The organism is Truepera radiovictrix DSM 17093, assembly GCF_000092425.1.
Taxonomy (GTDB): Bacteria; Deinococcota; Deinococci; order Deinococcales; family Trueperaceae; genus Truepera; species Truepera radiovictrix.
Map to the genome: position 1 here is coordinate 673,759 of NC_014221.1, position 23,140 is coordinate 696,898.

Annotated in this window: 20 protein-coding genes; 8 read left to right on the forward strand and 12 right to left on the reverse strand. The window is 66.3% G+C overall.

Annotation, left to right across the window (positions count from 1 at the left end; all coding sequences use genetic code 11):
• Positions 1 to 167: 167 nt before the first annotated feature.
• Positions 168 to 1,244 carry a sugar-transfer associated ATP-grasp domain-containing protein gene (locus TRAD_RS15015; RefSeq protein ID WP_013177125.1) on the reverse strand — a complete coding sequence of 359 codons (1,077 nt, stop codon included), beginning with the start codon at positions 1,242 to 1,244 and terminating at the stop codon, positions 168 to 170.
• Between the two features lie 287 nt (positions 1,245 to 1,531).
• Between TRAD_RS15015 and TRAD_RS03095 the strand changes: the two genes are divergently transcribed.
• On the forward strand, positions 1,532 to 3,457 hold the full coding sequence (locus TRAD_RS03095; RefSeq protein ID WP_013177126.1) for an acetoacetate--CoA ligase: 1,926 nt from the start codon (positions 1,532 to 1,534) through the stop codon (positions 3,455 to 3,457).
• Between the two features lie 102 nt (positions 3,458 to 3,559).
• Complete coding sequence (locus TRAD_RS03100) at positions 3,560 to 4,321, forward strand: SDR family NAD(P)-dependent oxidoreductase (RefSeq protein WP_013177127.1); 762 nt, start codon at positions 3,560 to 3,562, stop codon at positions 4,319 to 4,321.
• Between the two features lie 96 nt (positions 4,322 to 4,417).
• Here the strand turns inward: TRAD_RS03100 and TRAD_RS03105 are convergent, their stop codons facing one another.
• The 6 genes from TRAD_RS03105 to TRAD_RS03130 all read right to left on the reverse strand — a co-directional run bounded on the left by TRAD_RS03105 (position 4,418) and on the right by TRAD_RS03130 (position 11,974).
• Complete coding sequence (locus TRAD_RS03105; RefSeq protein WP_013177128.1) at positions 4,418 to 5,263, reverse strand: carbohydrate ABC transporter permease; 846 nt, start codon at positions 5,261 to 5,263, stop codon at positions 4,418 to 4,420.
• Complete coding sequence (locus TRAD_RS03110; protein WP_013177129.1) at positions 5,260 to 6,366, reverse strand: carbohydrate ABC transporter permease; 1,107 nt, start codon at positions 6,364 to 6,366, stop codon at positions 5,260 to 5,262. Before TRAD_RS03110 ends, TRAD_RS03105 begins: the two co-directional genes overlap by 4 nt.
• Positions 6,367 to 6,486: 120 nt before the next feature.
• Positions 6,487 to 7,827, reverse strand: a complete 1,341-nt coding sequence (locus TRAD_RS03115; protein WP_013177130.1) for an ABC transporter substrate-binding protein — start codon at positions 7,825 to 7,827, stop codon at positions 6,487 to 6,489.
• Positions 7,828 to 8,243: 416 nt separating this feature from the next.
• Positions 8,244 to 9,275: a Holliday junction branch migration DNA helicase RuvB gene (gene ruvB, locus TRAD_RS03120; RefSeq protein ID WP_013177131.1), complete on the reverse strand. Its 1,032-nt coding sequence runs from the start codon at positions 9,273 to 9,275 to the stop codon at positions 8,244 to 8,246.
• A 94-nt stretch (positions 9,276 to 9,369) separates the two neighbouring features.
• Positions 9,370 to 11,013, reverse strand: coding sequence for an MATE family efflux transporter (locus TRAD_RS03125; protein WP_013177132.1), 1,644 nt, complete (start codon positions 11,011 to 11,013; stop codon positions 9,370 to 9,372).
• Between the two features lie 64 nt (positions 11,014 to 11,077).
• Positions 11,078 to 11,974: a dihydrodipicolinate synthase family protein gene (locus tag TRAD_RS03130; protein WP_041947114.1), complete on the reverse strand. Its 897-nt coding sequence runs from the start codon at positions 11,972 to 11,974 to the stop codon at positions 11,078 to 11,080.
• Positions 11,975 to 12,064: 90 nt separating this feature from the next.
• On the opposite strand from TRAD_RS03130, the gene purU reads away from it, so the two are divergent.
• The 3 genes from purU (at position 12,065) to dnaG (ending at position 15,608) form a co-directional block, all read left to right on the forward strand.
• Positions 12,065 to 12,925 (forward strand): formyltetrahydrofolate deformylase, encoded by an 861-nt coding sequence (purU, locus tag TRAD_RS03135; protein ID WP_013177134.1) that lies wholly within the window; start codon positions 12,065 to 12,067, stop codon positions 12,923 to 12,925.
• A 106-nt stretch (positions 12,926 to 13,031) separates the two neighbouring features.
• Positions 13,032 to 13,577, forward strand: a complete 546-nt coding sequence (locus tag TRAD_RS03140; protein ID WP_013177135.1) for a phosphoribosyltransferase family protein — start codon at positions 13,032 to 13,034, stop codon at positions 13,575 to 13,577.
• Positions 13,578 to 13,778: 201 nt separating this feature from the next.
• Positions 13,779 to 15,608: a DNA primase gene (gene dnaG, locus TRAD_RS03145; protein ID WP_013177136.1), complete on the forward strand. Its 1,830-nt coding sequence runs from the start codon at positions 13,779 to 13,781 to the stop codon at positions 15,606 to 15,608.
• A 192-nt stretch (positions 15,609 to 15,800) separates the two neighbouring features.
• Here dnaG and TRAD_RS03150 read toward each other — a convergent pair whose 3' ends face one another.
• Genes TRAD_RS03150 through TRAD_RS03165 form a run of 4 tightly spaced genes read right to left on the reverse strand, consistent with a single transcriptional unit; the run spans position 15,801 to position 18,818 of the window.
• The gene (locus TRAD_RS03150; protein WP_013177137.1) at positions 15,801 to 16,163 is read right to left on the reverse strand and encodes a SaoD/DsrE family protein; all 363 of its coding nucleotides are present in this window, start codon (positions 16,161 to 16,163) and stop codon (positions 15,801 to 15,803) included.
• Positions 16,160 to 16,912 carry an ABC transporter permease gene (locus TRAD_RS03155; protein ID WP_013177138.1) on the reverse strand — a complete coding sequence of 251 codons (753 nt, stop codon included), beginning with the start codon at positions 16,910 to 16,912 and terminating at the stop codon, positions 16,160 to 16,162. Before TRAD_RS03155 ends, TRAD_RS03150 begins: the two co-directional genes overlap by 4 nt.
• Positions 16,909 to 17,685: an ABC transporter ATP-binding protein gene (locus tag TRAD_RS03160; RefSeq protein ID WP_013177139.1), complete on the reverse strand. Its 777-nt coding sequence runs from the start codon at positions 17,683 to 17,685 to the stop codon at positions 16,909 to 16,911. The genes TRAD_RS03155 and TRAD_RS03160 overlap by 4 nt, the downstream gene beginning before the upstream one ends.
• On the reverse strand, positions 17,685 to 18,818 hold the full coding sequence (locus TRAD_RS03165) for an ABC transporter substrate-binding protein (protein WP_013177140.1): 1,134 nt from the start codon (positions 18,816 to 18,818) through the stop codon (positions 17,685 to 17,687). The genes TRAD_RS03160 and TRAD_RS03165 overlap by 1 nt, the downstream gene beginning before the upstream one ends.
• Before the next feature lie 307 nt (positions 18,819 to 19,125).
• On the opposite strand from TRAD_RS03165, the gene TRAD_RS03170 reads away from it, so the two are divergent.
• The 3 genes from TRAD_RS03170 (at position 19,126) to TRAD_RS15950 (ending at position 22,794) form a co-directional block, all read left to right on the forward strand.
• Positions 19,126 to 20,451 carry a cytochrome P450 gene (locus tag TRAD_RS03170; protein WP_013177141.1) on the forward strand — a complete coding sequence of 442 codons (1,326 nt, stop codon included), beginning with the start codon at positions 19,126 to 19,128 and terminating at the stop codon, positions 20,449 to 20,451.
• A 125-nt stretch (positions 20,452 to 20,576) separates the two neighbouring features.
• Positions 20,577 to 21,782: a glycogen synthase gene (gene glgA / locus TRAD_RS03175; RefSeq protein ID WP_013177142.1), complete on the forward strand. Its 1,206-nt coding sequence runs from the start codon at positions 20,577 to 20,579 to the stop codon at positions 21,780 to 21,782.
• A gap of 634 nt (positions 21,783 to 22,416) precedes the next feature.
• Positions 22,417 to 22,794: a hypothetical protein gene (locus TRAD_RS15950; protein WP_148221173.1), complete on the forward strand. Its 378-nt coding sequence runs from the start codon at positions 22,417 to 22,419 to the stop codon at positions 22,792 to 22,794.
• 39 nt (positions 22,795 to 22,833) lie between these two features.
• Here TRAD_RS15950 and TRAD_RS15955 read toward each other — a convergent pair whose 3' ends face one another.
• A complete protein-coding gene (locus TRAD_RS15955; protein ID WP_148221172.1) occupies positions 22,834 to 23,058 on the reverse strand; it encodes a helix-turn-helix domain-containing protein in 225 nt (74 codons plus the stop codon).
• Between the last annotated feature and the right edge of the window lie 82 nt (positions 23,059 to 23,140).

The following is a 23,140-nucleotide window of genomic DNA, read 5'->3' on the forward strand; positions in this document are numbered from 1 at the left end:
GAGTTCTTGCTCGAGCGAGGCTACGCCACAAGAGAGGCGTAGGCTCCTGCTTTGTGACCCTACCTGCAGCACAGGGGCCCCCGTGGACGCGGACTAGGTTGCAGTATGACCAAAAAGTATGGGGGTGTCAAGGCGGCACGCTCGGTCCCTTGGCTTTGCGTTGGCTGTCAAACCACCCCATAATGCGCAAAAAAGCGCCGCACCTTGGGGTCTTTGAGGTAGGGGTGGAACATCTGCACGGCGGGGGAGGGGTTGTGGTTGGCCTCGAGGATCCACCATGTACCCCCGGAGATGAGCACGTCCCAACCGACGTAGCGCAAAAAGGGGAAGCGCGCGGCGACCTCGAGCAGCTGGTCTTGGAGCGTCCCCCAACCGGGGACCTTGACCCCCTTGATGGGGGCGGCCGTGTCGGGGTGGTGCGAGCACCAGAAGAGCTCGCCGCCCGTCTCGCGTGGGAACTTGACCGCTAACCCTAGCTCGCCCGTCTGGAGGTCGATAGGGGCCATTAGCCCGCCGCGCGAGACGTTGTCGGTGGGCCGCGTCGTGTTGGAGCCGAAGCGGTGTACGGCGACGGCGACGAAGGGCCGATGGCCGTCGTCCGGGTCCTGCATGGTGGTGACGCGGATGCTGTTGGCCGCTTCCGGAAAGATCGCCGCCGCGTAGCCCGTCTGCACCACGCGCTCCGTGACCAGGGTGCGGTCGCGCCCTGCGACGTGCGTAGCGACCGTCTCGGGGCTCACGGGTTGCCCGTTGAGGTAGGGGGTGCCGTCCGCTACCGTCAGGCTGGCGATCCCCTGACCCTGCCAGCCGTCGGTCGGTTTGAGGACGACGCCGGTGCCTCGGCGGCAAAACTCGAGCAGCGCACCTACGCTGCGCAGCTCAGCGGGGCCGCCCGGTAGGGGGAAGAGCTGCCCGCGTTCGATGAGCGCGACGACCCGGGGCATCTCGAAGGTGCCCTCAAAGGCGTCGCCGAACACCCGCCAGAAGAGCAGCTTGTCGTGCAGGATGCGGCGGCAGAAGGGGCCGTTGATCAGCGTCGCCTCGCGAAACGCGCTGTCGGGGAGGTAGTCGTCGGGGTCGTTGTGATCAAAACTGTAAAGGGCGTACGAGGCGCTCCGGAAGCCGCGCCGGAACATCTCGAAACGCTTGGAGAGCGGCATGCGCAGCGGCGCATCTTTCTGGTAGCTCACCGCCCGCCGCAGCTCTTTAAGCGGCCCGCGCCAGTGCCGTTTCGTCCGCGCCATCGCTGTAGTCTACCCTTTGGCGTGCGCGCGGGCGCAAGCGGTCCTGCCGGGCGGTGTTCTTTGCGCGCCCGTGCCAGCGCTCTCGGGGGGCGCGCGCTCGCGTAAGATGAGCTTGTGCCGACGCGCAACCCGTAACCCTCGAGCTGAAGCCGTAGGTCGCTGCGCCCCGAGCTTGGAAGACGAGCGGGCGCGCGCAGGCGACCCCTAACCCGTCCCCACACCCCGGTGGGTACCTGCGGTGGTCACGGGCCCCCGCAAGGTGTGGGTGCGCCGCCGAAGGAGAGACCGTGGAACCGCTGTGGACCCCCTCCCCCGAACGCGTTGAACGCGCCGAGCTCACCCGCTTCCGCCGCGCCGCCGAGGCGCACCTCGGTCGCGCGCTACCCGACTACCGCGCTCTGCACGCCTGGACGGTCGCCGACCCCGCAGCCTTCTGGGCGTTTTACGCCGCCGACGCGGCGTTGCCATTAACGCCGCCCACAGGCGCCGTGATGAGCTCCGACCCGATGCCCTACACCCGCTGGTTCGAGGGGGCGACGCTCAACTACGCCGAGGCGCTCCTCTTTCCCCCTGCGCTGACCGACCCCGCGCAACCCGCGCTGATCGCCACCGATGAGACGGGCGGCGAGCGCACCCTGAGTTACGCGGAGCTGCGCCGCGCGGTTGCGCGCTGCGCGGCGGCCTTGCGGCGCAGCGGCGTCGGCCCCGGCGACCGCGTAGCGGGGGTGCTATGCAACATGCCCGAGGCGGTCGTGCTGCTCCTAGGCTGCGCGGCCGTCGGGGCGATCTTCTCCTCGTGCTCGCCGGACTTCGGTCTGGGCGCGGCGGGCGACCGCTTCGGGCAGATCGAGCCGAAGCTGCTCGTCGGGGTGAGCGGTTACCGCTACGGCGGCAAGGCCTTTTCGACGGTGGAGATGCTGACGGGGTTGCGCGCGCGGCTCTCACCCGAGGTCGCCGTCGTCATCGGGGAGGGCGCGCTGGAGGGCTGGGTCCCGTGGGAGAGCTGGCTCGGCGAGGCGGCGGCGCCCCAATTCACCCCACTCCCCTTCGACCATCCGCTCTACATCCTCTACTCCTCGGGGACGACGGGGCTCCCCAAGGCGATGGTGCACCGCGCGGGCGGCGCGCTCCTCGCGCACCACCGCGAACACCGCCTCCACAGCGACATCCGCGCGGGCGACCGGGTGATGTACTTCACCACCTGCGGTTGGATGATGTGGAACTGGTTGATCTCCGCGCTCGCGCAGGGGGCGACGCTCGTGCTCTACGACGGCTCGCCCACCTACCCCGACCTCGGCGCGCTCTGGCGCCTGGCGAGCCGCCTCGAGGTGACGCACTTTGGCACCTCGGCGCGCTTTATCCACGCCTGCAAAGCGGCCGGGGAGCGCCCCGGCGACGCGTCGGCCTTTCCGGCGCTGCGCTGCGTGCTCTCGACGGGGTCGCCGCTCTCGCCCGCCGGTTTCGTCTGGGTCTACGAGGCGCTTAAGCGCGACGTGCACCTGGCGAGCATCTCCGGCGGCACGGACATCGTGAGCTGCTTTATGGGGGGGGACCCGACGGCGCCCGTGTACGCCGGGCAGATCCAGGCGCCGGGGCTCGGGGTCGACCTGGCGATCTTCGACGAGCGCGGCGAGGAGACCGTGGGGCCGGGCGAGCTCGTGTGCCGCAAACCGCTCCCCTCGATGCCGCTCGCCTTCTGGGGGGACCCCGACTTCAGCCGTTACAAAGCCGCCTACTTTAGCGTCTACCCAGGGGTGTGGCGGCACGGCGACCTCATCGCTTGGGCGCCGGAGGGGGGGATCGTCGTCTACGGCCGCAGCGACGCCACCCTCAACCCCGGCGGGGTGCGCATCGGCACAGCCGAAATTTATCGCCCGCTCGAGACCGTCCCCGAGGTCGCCGACGCCCTAGCGGTCGGCAAGCGCGAGGACGGCGACGAGGTGATCTGGCTGTTTGTCGTGCTGCAAGCGGATGCCGTGCTCGACGAGGCGCTTAAAGAGCGGATCAAGGGGGCCATCCGCCGCCTCTCGAGCCCGCGCCACGTACCCAAGCGCATCTTCGCGGTGTCGCAGCTGCCGCGTACTAGAAGCGGTAAAACGGTGGAGATCGCCGTCTCGCGGCTTTTAAATGGCCTCGAGGTGCCCAACCGGCAGGTGATGGAGAACCCCGAGGCGCTCGAGGAGATTTTGGGGGTCGTCGGCGGGGCACAGTAGGCCGCGGTAGGGACACGCGCGCCGAAGGGCACCGTCTAGCCCGCTTGGGAAGGTGGCCGCGTACGCCCGCCAGAGCGTTGTTGGGTTTTGGAAGGAGACGACGTGAGACTAAAGGACAAAGTGGCTATCGTTACCGGCGCGGCCTCGGGGATGGGGCTCGCCATCGCCAAGCGTTTTGCGCAAGAGGGCGCTGCGGTCGTCGCCACGGACTGGAACGGCGAGCGGCTTGAGGCGGCTGTTGCGTCCATAGAGGGCGAAGGCGGCAGCGTCGTCAGCGTTCAGGGGGACATTGCCGAGCGCGCCACCGCCGAAACGCTCGTCGCGGAGGCGCTGACGCACTTCGGTCACCTCGACGTGCTCTGTAACAACGCTGGGGTGATGGACTACATGCAGGGGGTCGGTGAACTCAGCGACGAGGTGTGGCGCCGGGTGTTGCGCATCAACCTAGATGGCCCCATGTACACGAGCCGCGCGGCCCTCCCGCACCTCTTGGGGCGTGGCGGTTCGATCATCAACGTCGCCTCGACAGCTGGCATCAGTGGGGGGGCGGCGGGGGCCGCGTACACCGCGTCCAAACACGCCTTGGTCGGCCTGACGCGCAACACCGCCTGGATGTACGCGACCCGAGGGGTGCGCTGCAACGCCATCTGCCCAGGGGCGACGCGCACCAATATCGGGGAGAGCATGCCGCAAGAAAAGCTCGATCCCGCCGGGGCAGCGCGCGCTCAGGCTTTCGCTGGTCTCATCCCGGCTGTGCTCGAGCCGAACGACATCGCCGAGCTAGCGCTCTTTTTGGCTTCAGACGCGTCGCGGCATATTAACGGTGCGATCATCCCTGCAGATGGCGGTTGGAAAGCGCTTTAGCGTTAGGGCGTCTTGCAGGGGTTTCAAAAAACAGCCGCTAAAACAACAAAAAAGAGGTGGACAAGCACCTCTTTTTGACCGAAAGCGTAGCGCCTCCTACCCCTTGACGGCCCCCGCGGTGAGACCATCGACGATGCGCGCTTGAAAGATCAGCACGAGCGCGATCAGCGGCACGGTGACGACGATTGCCGCCGCCATGATCTCGCCGAACGGCTCCTGCCGGGCGATCTGACCGGAAAACTGTGCGATCGCTACGGGTACCGTCTGCGCTGGGCGGTTAAACGCGGTAAAGGTCAGCGCGAAGAGGTACTCGTTCCATGCAGCGATAAAGGCGAGCAAGCCGGTGGTGACCAGCGCCGGCGCGGTGAGCGGCAGCAGCACCTGCCAAAAGGTCTGCATCATGTTGGCCCCGTCGACCTGTGCAGCTTGGAGCAGGGAGGACGGCAGCCCCTTGAAAAACGCCGTCAGTACCCACGCCGTAAAGGGGAGCGAGAAGAGCAGGTAGGAGAGAATCAGCGAGAGCGTGGTCGGGATGTTTAAAAAGCGGATGACCTGGTACAACCCCGCGAGGATGGCGATCTGCGGAAACATGGTCATCGCGAGGATCGTATAGAGCGAGATCGCCTTGCCGCGAAAGCGCAGCTTGCCGAGCGCGTAGCCCGCGAATGAGCCCACTAGAAGGCTTAGGAGCGTCGTCGACCCGGCGACGATGGCGCTGTTCAGTAGGCCGCGCAAAAACGCCTGGTTGTTAAACACCGCCCTAAAGTTCTGCAGGGTGGGGTTTTGCGGCCAAAGCGTCGCGGGGGTGCGGATAAGCTCGGGCTCCGCTTTGAGGGCCGAGACCGTCGCCCAGTAAAAGGGGAACATCAGGTAGAAGAAGATAATGATGACCAGGAGCCAGAAAAAGATCCGACCGATGGTTTGGCGCGCAGCTTTGCTCATTCTGTGTCCACCCTCAGGATGCGAATGTAGAGAAAAGCGAAGCCAAAGAGCAAAAAGAAGATGATGACCGAGGCGGCCGACGAGAGCCCGACGTTACGGGCGCCGATCAGCTGAAAGTAGGCAAAGCTCGCCATCGACAAACGGCCTTCGCCGAAGATCACCTGAAAGGCGTCGAAGATGCGGAGCGTATCGAGCGTTCTAAAGACGAGGGCGACGGCGAGGGTCGGCATCAAAAGGGGCAGGGTGATGGAGAAAAACTGCCGCACCTTGTTGGCGCCGTCGATCTCGGCAGCCTCGTAGAGCTCCCCCGAGATGGTCGACAGACCGGCGAGGAGCAAAAGCGCCATAAAGGGCGTTGTCTTCCACACCTCCATGGCGATCAGGCTCGGGAGCTGCAAGCTGGGGTTGCCCGTCCAGTTGGTAAACCCGTCCGAGAGGCCCAGGTAGCTAAAGACGGTGTTAAAGAGCCCCTTGCGGTCGGGCTCTAACATCCACTCCCAGATGCGCGCCGAGACGACCGTGATGATCGCCCAGGGAACGAGCATCGCCGCGCGCATCACCCCGCGCCCGAGAAACTTGGTGGCCACGGTCAGCGCGATCACCATGCCCAGGATCGTCTGCAACGAAACCCCGATGACGGTGACGACCAGCGTGTCCCAGATCGCGCGGATAAAGTCGGGGCTGGTCGCACCTAAAACGTAGCGCCTGCCGCCGAAGCCAAACTGCCCGACGGCGCCGTAACGCACCGGTTCGCGGGGCAGGATGCGAAAGGGGCTTTCAAACTGCGTGACCCCGTCTTGGACGATGGGTTGTCCGGTCTCCTCGTCGATCCGCGGCGGCAGCTCGCGGATCGTCATGCTGAGCAGGTTGCGGTAGTTGCTAAAGCCGACGAACGAGGTTTCGTGACCGGCCGTGGCGAAGCGCGCGTCGGTAAAGCTCTGCACGAACACCTGGCCGAGCGGGTAGATGGCGAGCACGAGAAGGGTCAAAAACGTCGGCGCGAGGAGCCACAGCGCGGTGCGTTCTTCGGCGCGGGCGAGCGCCGAGGTGCCCTCTTTCCGCTGACGGATGACCTTGACGGGTTGGCCTTGCGTTTGCGCCACCGCAGGACCTCCTCCTGAAACGTGAGGCGCCGGCTACGCCGGCTTGACGAAAGGTTGCAGGGGTTGGGGGGAGCCCCCCGAACCCCTGTGACGTCCTGAAAGCGGGTTGTCGGCTGCTGTCTACCTCGAGGCGACGTCCTGCGCGCCGCCGGCGACCGGCAGGCCGGTGAGCTCTTCGAGGGTGAATTCAAGCTCGCCGAGCGCCGTTTCGGCGTCGGTCGTGCCCATCAAAACGCCGTGCACGGCGGTAAAGAAAGCGCGCGAAACCTCGTTGTAGCGCGGCGCGGTCGGCGTCGAGGGGCGCGCGACGGCCGACTGGAAGACCGGCAGCAGGTCGGCAAACCACGCTACCGGCGAGTTGAGAAGCCGCTCGTCTTCGTAGATCGCTTCGATGGTGGGTAGGTTGTTGACGACCAGCGCGCGCTGGAGCTGCTCTTCGTAGGAGGTGGCGAAGAGCGCGAAGTCGACCGCGACGTCGATGTTGCTGCTGTAGCGCGAGACGCCCATCTGCCAGCCGCCCAAGGTAGCCGCGGGGGTGCCGCCCTCTTCGCCGGCGGGCAGCGTGGTGACGCCGACGTTCTCGGTCGTCACAGGGCCTTCAGCGTCGATGAGGAGCGAGTAGGCGTACGGCCAGTTGCGCATAAACACGGCGTTGCCGGCGGTGAAGATGCGCCTCGCGTCCTCCTCTTGAAAGCCCGTGACCGCCTGCGGCGAGATGGTGCCGACCCAACCGGCGGCCGTTTCCAGCGCGGCGATGGCTTGGTCGTTAAAGACCTCGATCTGCCCCTCTTGGCTGACGATGGTGCCGCCGCCAAACGAGGCGATCCACTCGAGCGCGTTGCAGGTCAGCCCCTCATAAGCTTCCCCCTGCCAGACGAAGCCGGTGAAGTCGGGGTTGTCCGCGCGCTCACCCTCCATGATGGTGCGGGCCATCTCCTCGAGCTCGGCCCAGGTTTCGGGGGGGCCGTCGAAGCCGTACTCTTCCAGCAGGTCCGAGCGGTAGTACAGGAGCCCCGCGTCGGTAAAGGCGGGCATGCCCACCAAACGGCCATCGACGGTGTTGTTCTCGATGATCGCCGGGAAGTGCTCTTCGGCAGCCTCACGCGCGCCCTCGTACTCGTAGAGGTCGACGAGGTGCTCGGCGAGGTCGCCGGGCCAGATGACGTCGATCTCCAAAACGTCTGCCTCGCCCGACTGCGCCTGGAAGAACTGCAGGTACAAAGCGTAGCGGTCGGTCGCCGACTCGGGCCCCTGGATGATCTCGACGGTGACGTTGTACTCCTCGCCGCCGATGGTGTGCGGGTTGGCGTCCATGTAGCGCTGGGCTACCTCGTTGGCAAACTGCACCGACTGCGCGGTGTTCCCGGTCATCCAGCGGATGGTCGCGTTCTGTTGCGCGAAGGCGCTCGCGCTCAGGCTCGCGCACAGCCCCAAACCCACAACTGGCAGAAGTCGTTTCATCTCTCACCTTTCCCTAACGTGTCACAAACTTGTCAAAGCGACCGCTCGGACGAGCGTCTACCGCAACCATGGTTGAGCGTCCTTCTTCGTAGCGGGCCCGCCGTGTAGACCCTGCGCCTTGCCGTCGTTTGATACGGGATTCTAGCAACCCCACGCGTCTCATGCAAGCTATGCACCTCCCATTTGGGCGCTTCAGCACGGCACGTCAAACGTGTGACCGAAACGGTGCGTAAAGGGGACGGGTGAGGAGCGCCCCGGCGAGATGTGTCGCGTGAAGGTACAACGGTTTATGGCGAGCTACCCAGCACGGGCTCGACCCCGTCTCGCCGCCCGCCACGGGGTGGGCCGCACCGAAAAACCCCGCCCGGAGAAGCCGAGCGGGGTAAGGGTGAAGGGCGAGGTTGGGCCGTGGAGCGCTAGTCGGCGCTCTCGGCGACGTCCTCTGCGAGGGGCGCGTCTTCACCCGCGCCGAAGAGGCTGGGTTGAGGCGGCGGGGTGTAGGGGTAGCCCAGGTGGGCGTACGCGCGCTCGGTCGCGACGCGCCCGCGCGGCGTGCGGCTGAGGAGGCCGTTTTGGATCAAAAACGGCTCGTAGACCTCCTCGAGCGTGTTGCCGTCCTCGCCGACGGCGGTCGCTAGGGTGTTCAGACCCGTCGGGCCGCCCGCGAACTTGGTGATGAGCGTCTCCAGAATGACGCGGTCGCGGGCCTCGAGCCCCAGTTCGTCGATGCCGAGGTCGTTGAGAGCGCTCTGGGCGCGCGCCAAGCTCACCTGCTGTTCGCCGGCGACCTCGGCGAAGTCGCGCACGCGGCGCAGGAGGCGTTTGGCGATGCGCATGGTGCCGCGCGCGCGCCGGCCGATCTCTAGCGCCGCGTCGTGATCGATGCGAAAACCCAAGAGTTGGGCGTCGCGCGTGACGCCGGCGGCGAGCTCCGCGGCGGTGTAGTACTCGAGGTGCTCGATGATGCCGAAGCGGCTGCGCATGGGGCCGGTAATGAGTCCCGAGCGCGTCGTCGCGCCGATCAGGGTAAAGCGCGGCAGGTCGAGTCGGATGGTGCGCGCCGCGGGGCCCTGGCCGAGGATGATGTCGACCTTGAAGTCCTCCATCGCCGGGTAGAGGTGCTCCTCGGCGACGCGGCCCAAGCGGTGGATCTCGTCGATGAAAAGGACGTCGCCCTCGTCTAACGAGTTGGTCAAGATCGCGGCCAAGTCGCCCGGTTTTTCAATCGCGGGGCCGCTGGTGACCCGGATATTGACGCCGAGCTCGTAGGCGACGATGTGCGCCAGGGTCGTTTTGCCGAGCCCCGGCGGGCCGTAGAGGAGCACGTGGTCGAGAGCCTCGCCGCGGCTCTTGGCCGCCTCCAAATAGACCGCCAGCTTCTCTTTGAGTTTGGTCTGCCCGACGTAGTCCGCAAGAGCACGCGGGCGCAGGGCGCCGTCTAAGTCCACCCGGTTAGCGTAGCACGTAAGGGGTTACTGGAGCGGCTGCCGGCCGACACGTCAGCGAACGCTGCAAGATACAAAAAGGCCCTTCTGGACGCGCTTAATCGTGCGCGTAGGCTGCCGCTTTGGGGCGTTTGGGCGCCGCCGCGCTGGACGGGTGCGGGAGGTGTTCGCGCCCCTCGGCGACCTCGAAGGTGCCCTCGCGAAACCGCACAAAGGCTGCTCCGCGCCCCTCGGGGAGGGTGTAGCGTACGCCCGCCTCCTCGACCGCTTCGCTCGCGCCGAGGCAGGCCATGAGCGGCGTGCGCACCTCCTGCAAAAAGCGCCGCTGCACCCTCTCGGAAAGCCCACCCAAGTGCCGCCGGTAGAGGGCGGTCTTGCGCAGCGCCACCCCCTGCCAACGCGTACCGCGCCAGCGCAGCGCCACCCAGAGCGCCTGGATGGTGGTGCCGACGCAGAGCGCCCACCACACGCCGACGACGCCGAAGTCTAGGGTCAGGGCCAAGAGGTGCGCGAGCGGCACCACGATGAGGCAGCGGCCGATCACCGTACCGACCAGGCCGGGCCGCGTGTCGCCGGCACCGCGCAGCGTCCCGTTGGTGACCATGGCGACCGCTAGGAGGGGGAGAAACAGGGCGTTGATGCGCAGGTACGACGTCCCCGCCGCGATGACCGTCGGGTGCGCGCTCGGGTCGAAGAGGTGCAGGATCTGGGGCGCTAGGGCGAAGATGGGTACGGCGGCGAGCGACATCACCAAGACCCCTAAGACGATGGCGGTGTCCCCGCGTCGCCGGGCCTCCTCCGGATCCCAGCTGCCGAGCGCCTGACCGACGAGGCTGGTCGCTGCGACGCTGATGGCGAGCCCCGGCATAAAGGCGAGCGATTCGATCTGCAACCCGATCGCGAGCGCTGCTGCGCCGTAGGTGCCCGCCGCCGTCGAGGTGACGATGCCGAGCAGGAACACCTGCGCGCCGTTACGCGCGACCCCCTGAAGCCCCGAGGGCACGCCGATCGCCAGGATGTCGCGGAACATCCCCCAGTCGGGGCGGTAGCTGCCGGGCAGGATATGGACGGGGTTGCGGCCGGAGTAGAGGATCACGAGGCCGATGACGGAGGCGATAAAGCGGGCGATGAGCGTGCCGACCGCCGCTCCCGCGACGCCAAGGGCGGGCAGCGGCCCGGGGCCGAACATAAAGAGGTAGTTGAAGAGGATGTTAAGGACGTTCGCCCCCGCCGTGATGTATAGGGGCGTCACGGTGTCCCCCGCGCCCTGCATAAGGCTGTTGATCACCAGGTTGAGGGCCAAGAGGACGGTGCCGAGGAAGAGGATGCGGAGGTACGCCGCGCCCAAAGCCGCCGCCTGCGGGTCGCCGCCGCTGTTGAGGATGCGCAGCAGGGGTTCGGCGAGGAGCCAGCCGACGACGCTCAAAAGGAGCGCGAGCAAGACGGTGAGCGAGAGCGACTGCCGCGCGACGTGCGAGAGCGCCCGCGCGTCGCGCGCCCCGTACGCCTGCGCCGCCAGCGCGATCGAGCCCGCCGTGACCGACATGATGCCGATGAGCACGAGCATCCGCACGCTCGTCGCCATCCCGACGGCGGCGATCTCCAAAGGCCCCAGGCGGCCGACCATAAAGATATCGACGACGTTGACGAGGCTGATGAGCAGGTTCGACACGATGACGGGCAGCGAAAGGCGCCAGACCGTACCGAGGAGCGGGAGGCGCGCGCGGAGACGGGGCAGCATAGTCCGACTCTACTGCGAAGCGCCCCGGGGCGTTTGTATCCTGTTTGGACAAACTTGCGCGCCGCTAGGCTGACGGCGCCGCTAGCGCCCGCACCCCCTCGAGCAAGCCCTCTAGCTCCCGTAGCACCTCGCGGCTCACGTCCTGCAGCGGGGCCCTCGGGTAGCCCGCCGGGAGCCCCTGGAGCCGCAGCGCCGCTTTAAGACCTGCGACGCCGAAGCGCACCGTCACGGCGAGCGCCAGGGGGTCGAGTGCGAGCTGCAGCGCCCGCGCGCCCTCTAGGTCGCCCGCTTTAAAGCGCCGCAGGAGCGCCGCGTAGAGCGCCGGTGCGACGTTGGCGACGGCTAAAATGCCGCCCCAAGCTCCCAAGCTCAGGGCGGGCAAAAGCGTCGGGGCGTTGCCGGTGAGGACCGCGAACTCCGGGCCGACGCGGCGCAGGGTCTCGCCGAGGGCGACGAGGTTACCCGACGAGTCCTTGAGCCCGACGACGTTGCCGTGCCCCGCGAGCTCGCCCACGAGGTTAGGGGAGAGCGACAGGGTGGTGTTGGCGGGCACGTTGTAGAGCAGCACGGGGAGCGGGCTCTCGTCCGCTAGCGTCCGGTAGTGCGCCCGCAAGGCGACCTCGTTCATGGCACCTAGGTAGTAGTGCGGCGGCAGCACGAGGACCGCGTCCGCGCCGACCTCGGCCGCGACACAGTTGCGCTTTAACACGGTGCAGGTCGCCTCGCCGCCCGTACCGGCGAGCATGGGCTTGGTAGTGGGGATCGCCGCGCGCGCCGCCTCCAAAACCAGCCGCCGTTCCGCCTCGGTTAGATAGACGGCCTCGCCGTTGCTGCCCAGCACGAGAAAACCGTCTACAAGGGGCTCGAGCGCGGCGATCAGGCCTTGGAGCCCGTCGAGGTCGAGCTCGCCCGCGGCGGTAAAGGGGGTGGGGAGGGGGGGGAAGATGCCTTGGAGGGTCATGGTCGCAGTGTACGCCACCCCCTAACCCCACCCGCTAGGCCCCAGCCGCCTGGCGCCCGTCGTCCGCGCAGGGGGTATCGTTAGGGGAGCATGACCGACGCCAACACCGCTAGGCTCCTGATCTCCTGCCCCGACCGCCCCGGCATCGTCGCCGCCGTCTCGCAGTTTCTCTACGCGCACGGGGCGAACATCTTAGACGCGCAGCAGCACTCGACCGACCCCAAAGGCGGCGAGTTCTTTATGCGGATGGTTTTCCACCTAGAGGACCTCGACGTGACCCGAGCGCAGTTCGAGCGCGCGTTCGCGGAGGTCGTCGCGCGCCCTTTTGGGATGAGCTGGCGCGTCGCCTACGCGGACCAGCGCAAACGCATGGCGGTTTTGGTCTCCAAGACCGACCACTGCCTATTGGAGCTCCTCTGGCGGGTGCGGAGCGGCGAGTTCGACGTCGACATCCCGCTGGTGATCTCCAACCACGACCTGTTGCGGGAGACGACCGAGGCCTTCGGCATCCCCTTTTACCACCTGCCGGTGACGCCGGAGACCAAGGCGGAGCAGGAGGCGCAGCTCTTGGCGCTCCTCGAGGGCCGGGTGGATCTGGTCGTGCTGGCGCGCTACATGCAGATCCTCTCGCCGGAGGTCGTGAGCCGCTACAGGGGCCGCATCATCAACATTCACCACTCGTTTTTGCCGGCGTTCGTCGGCGCCAACCCCTACAAGCAGGCCTACGAGCGCGGCGTGAAGCTTATCGGTGCGACCGCTCACTACGTCACCGATGAGCTCGACGAAGGGCCCATCATCGCCCAGGACGTCGCCCGCGTCTCGCACCGCGAGAGCGTGGCTGACCTCGTGGGGGTCGGGCGCGAGCTCGAGCGCACCGTCTTGGCCCGCGCCGTGGCCGCGCACCTAGAGGACCGCGTGCTCATCTTCGGCAACAAAACGGTGGTGTTTTGAGTCCCAGACGTCAGGGGCCAAAAACCAGGGGGGTGCCGCTACTGTATTCTGACTACTGGCTACTGACTGCTGACCGCTACCCACCCGCTCCCCAGGAGGCTCTACCATGACCTACACCATCCGCATCGGTACGCAAACGCGCGAGCTGCCCGTGATCAGCGTCGGCGACGTTTCAGTCGCGCTCCTGAACCTCTTGGGGGACACCGCGCTCACCGAAGCGGCCGCCGAGGAGCTCGCCAAACGCGCTCCCGAGGTTGACGTGTTCGTCACCCCGGAGGTCAAGGCGGTCCCTTTAGCGCACGCGCTCTCGGTGCGCACGGGCGTGCCCTACATCGTCGCGCGCAAGACCCAAAAACCCTACATGGTCGACGCCGTGCAGAAGACGGTGCTGTCGATCACCACGGGCAAACCGCAGGACCTCTTCCTCGACGGCTCGGACGTCCCCAAACTTCGGGGCAAGCGGGTCGCGGTCGTCGACGACGTGGTTAGCACCGGCGGCACGCTGCGCGCGCTCTCGGAGCTTCTAGGCGACGTGGGCGCCCAGGTCGTCGCGACGCTCGCGGTGTTTACCGAGGGCGAGGAGCGCGACGACGTGATCTCGCTCGGGCACCTGCCGCTCTTTGACAACGTCGGGGAGCCCGAGGTCCTCTAGGTTTCTCATAAAATGTGCGTCTAGCACGCCGTTCGTGAGCTACCCGCAACCTGTGCGCGAGCCACGTTTGGGGGCTCACGGCGTGCTAGACTGTGAGCCTTATAGCGCGGCGTTCTCTCTTGGCCGAGTAGCAGCTCGAGCCCGTCCCCGCGTCGCTCTCCCCACAGACCGCCGCTTTCACCCGCGCGCCCCGAGGAGCCCGTGCCTGACGACGCCAAAGAACGCATCCGCGAACGCCTCGACCTCGCCGAGGTCGTCGGTGAGGTCGTGGCGCTGCAGAGCGCGGGGCGGGGGCGGCTCAAGGGGCTCTGCCCGTTTCACAGCGAGAAGACGCCGTCGTTTCACGTGCTGCAGGACCGCGGCTTCTACTACTGTTTCGGCTGCCAGGCCAAGGGTGACGTGTTCGATTTCGTCATGCGCACCCAAAACGTGGACTTTTACGAGGCGCTGCAGCTGCTCGGGCGGCGCGTCGGGATCGAGGTCACGCCCAGCACCCCGCAGGGGACCAAAAAGCGCGACCTCTATGAGATCAACAAGCTGGCCTTGGCCTTTTTCAAGGCGCACCTGCCGGGACCCGCGCGAGACTACCTCTTGGGGCGCAAGCTGACACCGGAGAGCCTCGAGGCCTTCGACCTCGGCTACGCCCCCGACAGCTGGGACGCGCTCCTCAAGCACGCGCTCAACAAGGGCTTTTCCGACGACGACCTCCTGCGCGCGGGGCTCATCGCCGAGTCCGATTCGGGGCGGCGCTACGACCGCTTCCGCCACCGCGTGATGTTCCCCATCAAAGACGCGCTCGGGCGCGTGGTGGGGTTTTCGGGGCGCGTCCTCGACGACGCGCTGCCCAAGTACCTGAACACCCCCGAGACCGAGGTGTTTAAAAAGGCCGAGCTGCTCTACGGGCTCGACGTCGCCAAGGGGGCGATCCGCGAGGCGGGCGAGTGCATCGTCGTCGAGGGCTACATGGACGTCATTGCGCTCCACCAGTGTGGCTTTAAAAACGCCGTGGCGGCTCTTGGTGCGACCCTCACCGCCGAACAGGCGGCGCAGCTCGCGCGCCAGGGGGTGGAGCGGCTGCTCCTCGCTTTCGACGCCGACGAGGCGGGGCAGCGGGCGGTCTTGAGCGGGCTCGAGCAGTCGGTGGGGCGCAACTTCTTGGTGCGGGCGGTGAGGGTGCCTTTCGGCAAAGACCCCGCCGACGCGGTTTTGGCGGGGCACGTCGGCGCCTTTCGCGAGGCGCTGCGGGGCGGGCTCTCCGAGGTCGCGTTTCGCTTCGAGCGCGTGTTGGCGAGGTTCGACGTGAGCACCCTGGAGGGCAAAAAGGGCGCGCTGCAGGAGCTTCTGCCCGCGCTCACCCCCCGCGACGTGTTCGACCCCGTGGCGAGCGAGATGCGGCGGCTGGTGATCGATCACCTAGGGATCGACGGCGCGCGCCTCGACGAGTGGGTGCGCGCGCGCACGCGGCGCAAGCTCGACACCACGCAGCTCAAGGGTATGCAGCGCGGCGAGGGGGCGTCGCAGCGGGCGATTATCGAGCTCGAGGTGATCGCGCTGCTGCTGCTCGAGCCGCACCGCTTGGCCGAGCGCCTCGAGGTCCTCGAGGCGGCTCTGCCCGAGGCGGGCGAGGACGCGCTGCTGCGCGAGTTCTGCGCGGTGTGCCGCGCCTGCGCTTTTGACGACCGCGCGATCTTGCGCCACTACCAGGCGCGGGAGGAGGGGCGCATCGTCTTCGAGCGCCTGCTCACCCAGGAGGCGCAGCAAGAGCGCCGCATCGACGTCGACGGGCACCTGCACAAGTCGCTCTCGCGCCTGCGCGAGCTCTATTTGAGCGACGAAAAGGAGGCGCAGCGCAAACGCCTGTTGGAGCGGATGCAGGAGGTCTCGGGCTACTTGACCGACCCGAACTTGCCGACCGACCAGCTGCAGCACTACTACGCCGAACTGAGGGAGATCAACGCCATGCTCGCCGCCCGCGACGCCGAGCGGCGGCTGCGCGTGCCGACGGGCTACGCCAACCGCAAGCGGCGCTAGGGCCCCGAGGCGCCGCTCGGGCTGCCGCGCGCTCAGCGTAGAAGGAGATGGCGGCGAGAGGCGGCAAGGTCTCCCGGTTAGGCGCGAGCCCGTGTGCAACCAGGCGTTCGGTGTGAGGTCGGAAGTGCCGCCCCTAGACGTCGGCTTGACGGGTATGGGGTTAGCGCTGGTGGACGCTGCCACCTAGGCGGCTTAGAGCGAGATCACCTGAACCGAGGGGCTTGTAGCGAGCGCGCCGTAGAGGTCGGGAAAGCAGCCGACTGCTACCCCCGCGACCACGCCCGTGGGGGTGGCGCTGCGCGGCGCGCCCACCGCGAGCCCCCGCTGCAGCGCGCACTGATCGCACATCATGAGCAAGATGCCCTGCTCCCTGGCGACGCGGCCCAAGCGTTCGCCGATGGGGTCGCCCTGGCGCAGCACAAAGGTGTTGTCGTCGAAGAAAAACATCCCGAGCACCTTGGCGCCGTGGTCGCCGCGCTCGAGCTGCGGCAAGATCATCCCACCCAGCTTGTATGTAGCGGCGTTCGGGGTGTTAAAGACGTAGGCGACGTTCATGGGTGCCTCCAACGGAGCCAGCGGGCCTCGAGCCTACCCGCGACGTAAAAGAGCAGCAGCACGAAAAGGCCGATGAGGAGCACCAGCGCGACGACCTGCGCGGTGTTGTAGGTGCTGAGTGCGAAGGTCATCAGGTAACCCAGGCCGCGGCTCGCCGCGACGAACTCGCCGACGACGGCGCCGGTAAAGGCGAACCCTAGCGCCACCTTGAGGTTGCTCATCACCCACGAGGCGACCGACGGCCCGTAGACCTCGCGCAGGAGCACCCCGCGCCCGCCACCCAAGGTGGTCACGCGTTCGACCAGGCGCCGGTCGACCTCGCGAAAGCCGTTGTAGACCGCGAAAAAGATGAGCACCGCGACCAGCACGAGCGACAGGGCGACCTTCGAGCCGACCCCGATACCGAACCAGATGATAAAGAGCGGCGCCAGGACAACGCGCGGGATAGCGTTTAAAAAGAGCATGACGGGCTCTAGCAGCTCGCGGAGGAAGGGGACGAGCGCGGCGGCAAACCCCAAAGCCGCCCCCACGACGAGCCCGAAGACGAGCCCCAAGAGCGCCGCGGAAAAGGTGGCTTGCAGGTGTGGCCAGATCGTGCCGCTCGCGAAGAGGGTGTAGAGCGTCTCGGCGACCGCGCTCGGGGTGGTGGCGTAGAGGTCGGCGAGCAGCCCAGCGCGCCCGACGAGCTCCCAGACGCCCAGGAGCGCGAGCCAGACGAGCGGGACGCGCAGGCGCGAGGCGCGCTTCACCGCGTGGCCCCCTCGAGCGGCGCCGTCGGGGAGGGGGCTGCGAAGGCACCCTCGAGGTCGCTCCACAGCCGCTTGAGGAGCGGCGCGAAACCCGGTAGCGTGCGCGTCACGATGGGGTCGCGCGGGCGCGGCAGGGGCACCTCGTAGCGCTCTTTGACGCGCGCGCGCGGGCCGTTTGAAAGCAGATAGATGGTGTCTGACAGGCTGATCGCCTCCTCTAGGTCGTGGGTGACCAGGAGCACGGTGAGGCGCTCGCGCTCCGTCCAGCGCAGCACGTCCTGGGTGATGCGGTGCCGGACGATGGCGTCGAGCGACGCGAAGGGTTCGTCCATCAGTAGCAGGCGCGGCCCCAGCGCCAGCACCTGGGCGAGCGCCACCCGCTTGCGCTGCCCCCCCGAGAGGCGGCGCGGAAAGCGGTCCTCGAAACCCGTGAGCCCGAGCCGGCCGAGCCAGGTGTGCGCGCGCGCCAGGGCCTCGGTTTTGGCGACCCCCCGGATGGTGAGGCCCAACGCGACGTTCTGCGCCGCCGTGCGCCACGGCAAGAGGGCGTCGTCCTGAAAGAGGAAGCCGACCTCCTCGCGCGGCACGCCGAGCGACACCGCGCCGCCCTCTGGCGCTTGCAGCCCCATGACCGCCCGCAGGATGCTGCTCTTACCCGAACCCGACGGCCCGACGAGCGAGACGAAGCGCCCCGCGGGGACCTCGAGGTTCACCCCCGCCAGCACCGGTTCGGCCCCGCCGTAGGCCAGCGTGAGGTCCCGAACCGCGAGCATCACGCGGCCCGGAGCCCGCTCGGCGCGTCCGCCCCTAGCGCGGCGGTGTCGAGGAGCGCGTCTAGGTCCACGGGCGCCGCCAGCACCCCGGCGCTCAGGTTGGCCTCCTGGACGCGCGCGCTCGAGGCGGGGTCGATGCTGACGGTTTCGGGGTAGAGCGACAGGCGGTAGCGCTCCAAGATGTCGGCGAGCCTTCCGGGGTCGCCGCCGGTGACCAGCTCCGGCGGCAGCGCCGCGATGAGGTCGCCGGGGGAGGCGGTGCGCAGCGCCCTGAGCCCGCGCTCTAGCGCCCGCGCCAGCCGCCGCATCTCGTCGAGGCGCTCGTCTCGCTCCGCGGCGCGCACCGCGACGCCCATGAACTCGTAGGTGCCGCCCAAAAAGCGCTCGGCGTCGGTTAAGTCCATCCCGTTAAAGAGCACCCGTCCGCCGGCCTCCTGCACGAGCGAGAGCGCGGGCTCCTGCACCATCCCGGCGTCTACCTGGCCCGCGTTGAGCGCTTCGTAGAGGTTGGTCCCGATGGTGGCGTACTCGAGGCTGCCCGTGTCCACCCCCGAGCGTTGGAGCAGGTAAAGGAGCAGCGCGTGGTCGGCGTTGCCGAGCCCCGAGATGCCGACGGTAGCGCCCGCGAGCCCCTCAAGGGAAGCGATGGGGCTCCCCGGTGCGGTCGCTAGGGCGAAGAGCGGCAGTTGACCGGTGGTGGCGAAGCGCCGGATCGCGGCGCCGCTCGCGGCCGCCTGCAGCGCCACGTCGAGGCTGGTGGCGGCGTAGTCGACCGCGCCGCCGACGAGCGCCTGCATGGCGGCGTTGCCGCCGCGCGCGTAGATGTACTCGACCTCGAGCCCTTCGTCCTCGAAAAAGCCTTCGGCGCGGGTGAACTCGTAGGGCACCACGCACAGCAGCTGGCTGCAAAAGGCCAACCGAACGCGCTGCGCGCGCGGGTTGCAGGCGACGAGGCTAGGGGCGAGTGTGACGCCCACGAAGGTCCCGAAAAGACCCTTGAGGACGCTTCGGCGCTCGACGCCGCCGAGCGTACTGGGGTCTCCCTTCCAGGCGCTAAGTAGGTCGGTTGGGGGGCTCCGGCGCGCCTTGTAGCGCGGCGGGCTCTTGATGGCGAGTTCGTCACAGCATCCCATGAGGTCTCCTCGATCGGCTTCCGGTATCAGTTGACAACTTTGGTCAACCATCGTCCACGTCCGAGTATCCGTGAGCGTCGCGGCGCTGTCAATGCGTCAGCTTGCAAAACGGGGTCAGCGCAAGTGTTCGGCGCTCATAGGTCGCCTCTCTACCCTGGCACACACTGCCCTCGGGGCACCTCCGGTCAGAATAAAGGTAGGCAGGAGCACAAAGCGCGTCGCAAGGTGAGACGCAGCTTGTGGGGGGCGCTGCGGGTTTGGGTCCGCGCCTCTACCGAAACGCTACCGAGCCACCAGAGGGGGTTACATGAACCGTGCATCGCTACCCGTCGCTTCGGTGCAGGACACGCTAAGCGTCTTGTCAGACATCGTCATCCCGACCGTCGCCAAGGGCCCGATCATCCGCCGCCCGAAGATCGTCGCGCTTACCGAGGCGCTCGACCTTGACACCAGAGCCGTGCGCCGGATGCAGCGGCTTAGGGACACCTACGGGCCGGGGCCTCTCATGCTGCGCGTCCCGGGCCAGCCCAGAGCGCTCATCTTGGACCCGGAACACGTCCACCGCGTGCTAGCGGGTTCGCCTGAGCCCTTCACCACGGCCAGCTTCGAAAAGCGCGCCGCGCTGTCGCACTTCGAGCCCAAGGGGGCGCTCATCACCCGCGGCCCCGCGCGCCCCGACCGCCGCCGCTTTAATGAGGAGGTCTTGGACCACGAGAGCCCCATGCACAGGCTCTCGGCGCAGCTTCTGGCGGTCGTCGCCGAGGAGGCCGACGAACTCCTCAAAACGGTCCGCCGGCGCCGCTACGCGCTCGAGTGGGACACCTTCTTCGCCGCCTGGTTCCGCCTCGTGCGGCGGGTCGTCTTCGGCGACGGTGCCAGGGACGACACGAAGCTCACCGACATGATCTTTAAGCTCCGCGCGGACGGCAACTGGGCCTTTTTAAAGCCCAAGAACAAGGGGCTGCGCAAGCGCTTTTTCAGGCGGATGCACCGCTACTTAGAGCGCGCCGAACCGGGGAGCTTGGCGCACGTCATGGCGCACACCTACGCCACCAAACAGACCGCCCCCGACCACCAGGTGCCGCAGTGGCTCTTCGCCTTTGACCCCGCCGGTATGACGACGTTTCGCTCGCTCGCGCTGCTGGCCTCGTTCCCCGAGCAGGCGGAGCGGGCGCGCCAGGAGGTTCGGGAGAGCCCACCCCTGCCGGTGCTCCCCTTTTTGCGGGCGACGGTGCTCGAGTCGCTGCGCCTGTGGCCCACGACGCCGATGGTGCTGCGCCAGAGCACCCGCGAGACGCAGTGGGAGGAGGGGGTCATGCCCGCCGAGACCGGCGTGCTGATCTACGCGCCCTTTTTCCACCGCGACGAGACGCGCCTGCCCTACGCGCACCGCTTCGCGCCGGAGGTGTGGCTCGAGCACGGTTTTTCGCAGCCGTGGCCGCTCATCCCCTTTTCGCAGGGGCCCGCCATCTGCCCGGGGCGACACCTCGTCTTGCTGCTCACCAGCAACATGCTCGCGCACCTCATCACGGGCCGCGAGGTGTGGCTACGCCCCCTCAACCGCCTCGGGGTGCCGGGGCCGCTGCCGGGGACGCTCAACAACTACGACCTGCGCTTCGAGCTGAGCCGGTAAGCAAAAGTCGGTAGCGAGGGGCCAGTAGCGATCACTCGTGGCTCGTTGCTCATGGCTCATTGCTCGGTAACCGGAAGCTCTTCACCACACACCATCCTGTAGACTGCGCTAGAAAGGGGTGCCGGATGAACATCACCGTCTTGACCAACGAGTACCCGCCGCACATCTACGGGGGGGCGGGGGTGCACGTCGAGTACCTGACCCGCGAACTCGCGCGCCTGGATGGGGGCGCGCACCGCCTCGAGGTCTTCTCGTTCGGTGACCAGCGCGTCGAAAAGGGCAACCTGCGGGTCGAGGGCGTCACCCCGGAGGTCGCGCTCAGCGCCCAGGACCCGCGCCACGCCAAGCTGCTTGACACCTTGCAGCGCGACCTGATGATGGCAAGCAAGGCGGGGCCGAGCGACATCGTGCACTGCCACACCTGGTACACGCACTTCGCGGGCTGTTTGGTGAAGCAGCTCCAGGGGGCCAAGCTCGTCTTGACCACGCACTCGTTGGAGCCGCACCGCCCCTGGAAGGTCGAGCAGCTGGGCTCCGCCTACTACGCGAGCAGCTGGCTCGAGCGCACCGCGTTCGAGAACGCCGACGGGGTCGTGGCCGTCTCCGAAGCGATGAAGCGCGACGTGCACGCGCTCTACGGCGTCCCCTTCGAGCGGATTCGCGTCATCCCCAACGGCATCGACCCGAGCGAGTACAGACCGACGCGCGACGACGCGGTGCTGCGCCGCTACGGGGTCGACCCCGCGCGCCCCTACGTGCTCTTCGTCGGGCGCATCACCCGGCAAAAGGGCATCTTGCACCTCGTAAGCGCGCTCAAGTACCTGCCGGAAGGGACGCAGGTGGTGCTCTGCGCGGGGGCGCCGGACACCCCGGAGATCGAACGCGAGATGGCCGGGCTGATCGAAAGGGCGCGCGCGGAGGGGGCCAACGTCGTCTGGGTGCGCGAGATGCTGCCGCGCGCGGAGCTCGTGGTGCTCTACAGCCAAGCGGCGGTGTTCGTCTGCCCGTCGGTGTACGAGCCCTTCGGCATCATCAACTTAGAGGCGATGGCCTGCGAGACGCCCGTGGTCGCCTCCGCCGTCGGCGGCATCCCGGAGATCGTAGTGCCCGGGGAGACGGGGCTGCTAGTGCCCTTTGAGGCGGGGGAGGACTTCGAACCGAAAGACCCCGAGGCGTTCGCCCGCGACCTGGCGGGGGCCCTGACCGAGCTGCTCTCTGACCCCGCGCGGCTGGGGGCGATGGGCAAAGCCTCGCGCCGGCGGGTCGAGGAGCGCTTCAGCTGGGCGGCGGTGGCGCAAGAGACCTTGGATTTTTACCGGTTGCTGCTTTAGGGTGAGTTGGTTTACAGGCATGACGAGCGCTTAGAGCCGCTTCCACATAAAACCAATAAGTTGCGGCTTTATAGCTCGCCGATACTAATACCTTGCCAACTCTTTTTTCGAACATCAGTTTACTGAGCATGAGTGTATAGAGGTTTAGTATGAAAGAAACGCTACTGTCAAACTCTTAAGTCACCTCTCGCAATGGCTTTAGCCTACATTGAGTGGAAGCACTTGTCTATCGTTGAAAGACAGATTAAAAAAGGGTTAAGATATTTGTGAAGACTCTGTGCTACTCTTTCCTTTGTTAGAAACTAGCCATATAAGAGGCTGTTAGCTACAGCTCTGGTTTATAGCATCCGGAGTTTGAGGCCTAGCCAGCTTGCTCCATCTTTCACTTTGGCTGATTGATTTCATGAACTTGGAGGACGCAATGCGTAGACATTTCAATATCAAAGCGCTCATACCGTTACTCATTCTGTCTTCTCTACTTCAAGCTTGTGTAACAAACCCTTTGGACGTTACAGAAGAAGCGCCTACACCCGAAAGTAAAGAAACGCTAGATGAGTAGTTTCTAAAAATTGCGGAAGCACTTCCTGAATTTGCAGGCTTCTATCTTGACGAAAACGGTAATTACATAGCCAATTTGGCTAAAAGCCAATCCTTCCGCACGGCGAGCATTTCTAACGTTCAAGAAGCGATAGAGAACGTTTTTGGGTCAAACTATTTGGATCAGGAGGTGTTAATCTCATCAAGCAAAGCCAAGTTGCCAGAGATTAAATTGCAAACGGTTCGATACACATTTGAAGAGCTACACGCATATTTCACCAACGCTCTCAAGATTGCAACTGAATACGGACTTTTGTTTTTAGACGTTGATGAGGTCAATAATACTGTAACCCTTGGTGTTGAGAGCGAAAATCATGCTTTGCGGGTCAAGGAAGCAATACAGCGGTTTAACATACCAGAAGATGCGATTATAGAAGTTGGGGGTATGGGGGGCTGCAAAACCCACGTGCTTTAGCCGTGGGATGTAGCAGCCCCCCAACTAGCTCTGCAAGAGCTAGCTCTTCTGGCTGTTCGCAGTCGAGGGTTTTTCTCTGACGTAGAGTTCGAGGTTTAGAGCGTCAAGAAGTTGCTGCCAGCTTTCAGGAACCTCTCCAACGTGTTCGTTTAGCATTCGGCCTAGATACTGCCGCTGCAATCCTAGACTTCGCGCCACCTCGGCTTGGCTTTTCCCAAGCTCGTCAATTCGCCTTTTAACAGCTTGTCTAATGGAGTCAGTCATGAAGACAGTATAGCAGCATCGTCACCACAACATGTTGACAGCCGTCACCATATTGTGTATACTTAAAGCATCTGAGCGGCAT

Excerpts from the sequence above, each read along its gene's own strand:
- TRAD_RS03160 (WP_013177139.1), bottom strand. The coding sequence starts at position 17,685 with ATGCTCGCGGTTCGGGACCTCACGCTGGCCTACGGCGGGGCCGAACCG.
- TRAD_RS03125 (WP_013177132.1), bottom strand. The coding sequence starts at position 11,013 with ATGCTGCCCCGTCTCCGCGCGCGCCTCCCGCTCCTCGGTACGGTCTGG.
- TRAD_RS03115 (WP_013177130.1), bottom strand. The coding sequence starts at position 7,827 with ATGAAACGACTTCTGCCAGTTGTGGGTTTGGGGCTGTGCGCGAGCCTG.
- glgA (WP_013177142.1), top strand. The coding sequence starts at position 20,577 with ATGAACATCACCGTCTTGACCAACGAGTACCCGCCGCACATCTACGGG.
- purU (WP_013177134.1), top strand. The coding sequence starts at position 12,065 with ATGACCGACGCCAACACCGCTAGGCTCCTGATCTCCTGCCCCGACCGC.
- TRAD_RS03105 (WP_013177128.1), bottom strand. The coding sequence starts at position 5,263 with ATGAGCAAAGCTGCGCGCCAAACCATCGGTCGGATCTTTTTCTGGCTC.
- TRAD_RS15955 (WP_148221172.1), bottom strand. The coding sequence starts at position 23,058 with ATGACTGACTCCATTAGACAAGCTGTTAAAAGGCGAATTGACGAGCTT.
- TRAD_RS03140 (WP_013177135.1), top strand. The coding sequence starts at position 13,032 with ATGACCTACACCATCCGCATCGGTACGCAAACGCGCGAGCTGCCCGTG.
- TRAD_RS03150 (WP_013177137.1), bottom strand. The coding sequence starts at position 16,163 with ATGAACGTCGCCTACGTCTTTAACACCCCGAACGCCGCTACATACAAG.
- TRAD_RS03170 (WP_013177141.1), top strand. The coding sequence starts at position 19,126 with ATGAACCGTGCATCGCTACCCGTCGCTTCGGTGCAGGACACGCTAAGC.
- TRAD_RS15015 (WP_013177125.1), bottom strand. The coding sequence starts at position 1,244 with ATGGCGCGGACGAAACGGCACTGGCGCGGGCCGCTTAAAGAGCTGCGG.
- TRAD_RS03130 (WP_041947114.1), bottom strand. The coding sequence starts at position 11,974 with ATGACCCTCCAAGGCATCTTCCCCCCCCTCCCCACCCCCTTTACCGCC.
- TRAD_RS03165 (WP_013177140.1), bottom strand. The coding sequence starts at position 18,818 with ATGGGATGCTGTGACGAACTCGCCATCAAGAGCCCGCCGCGCTACAAG.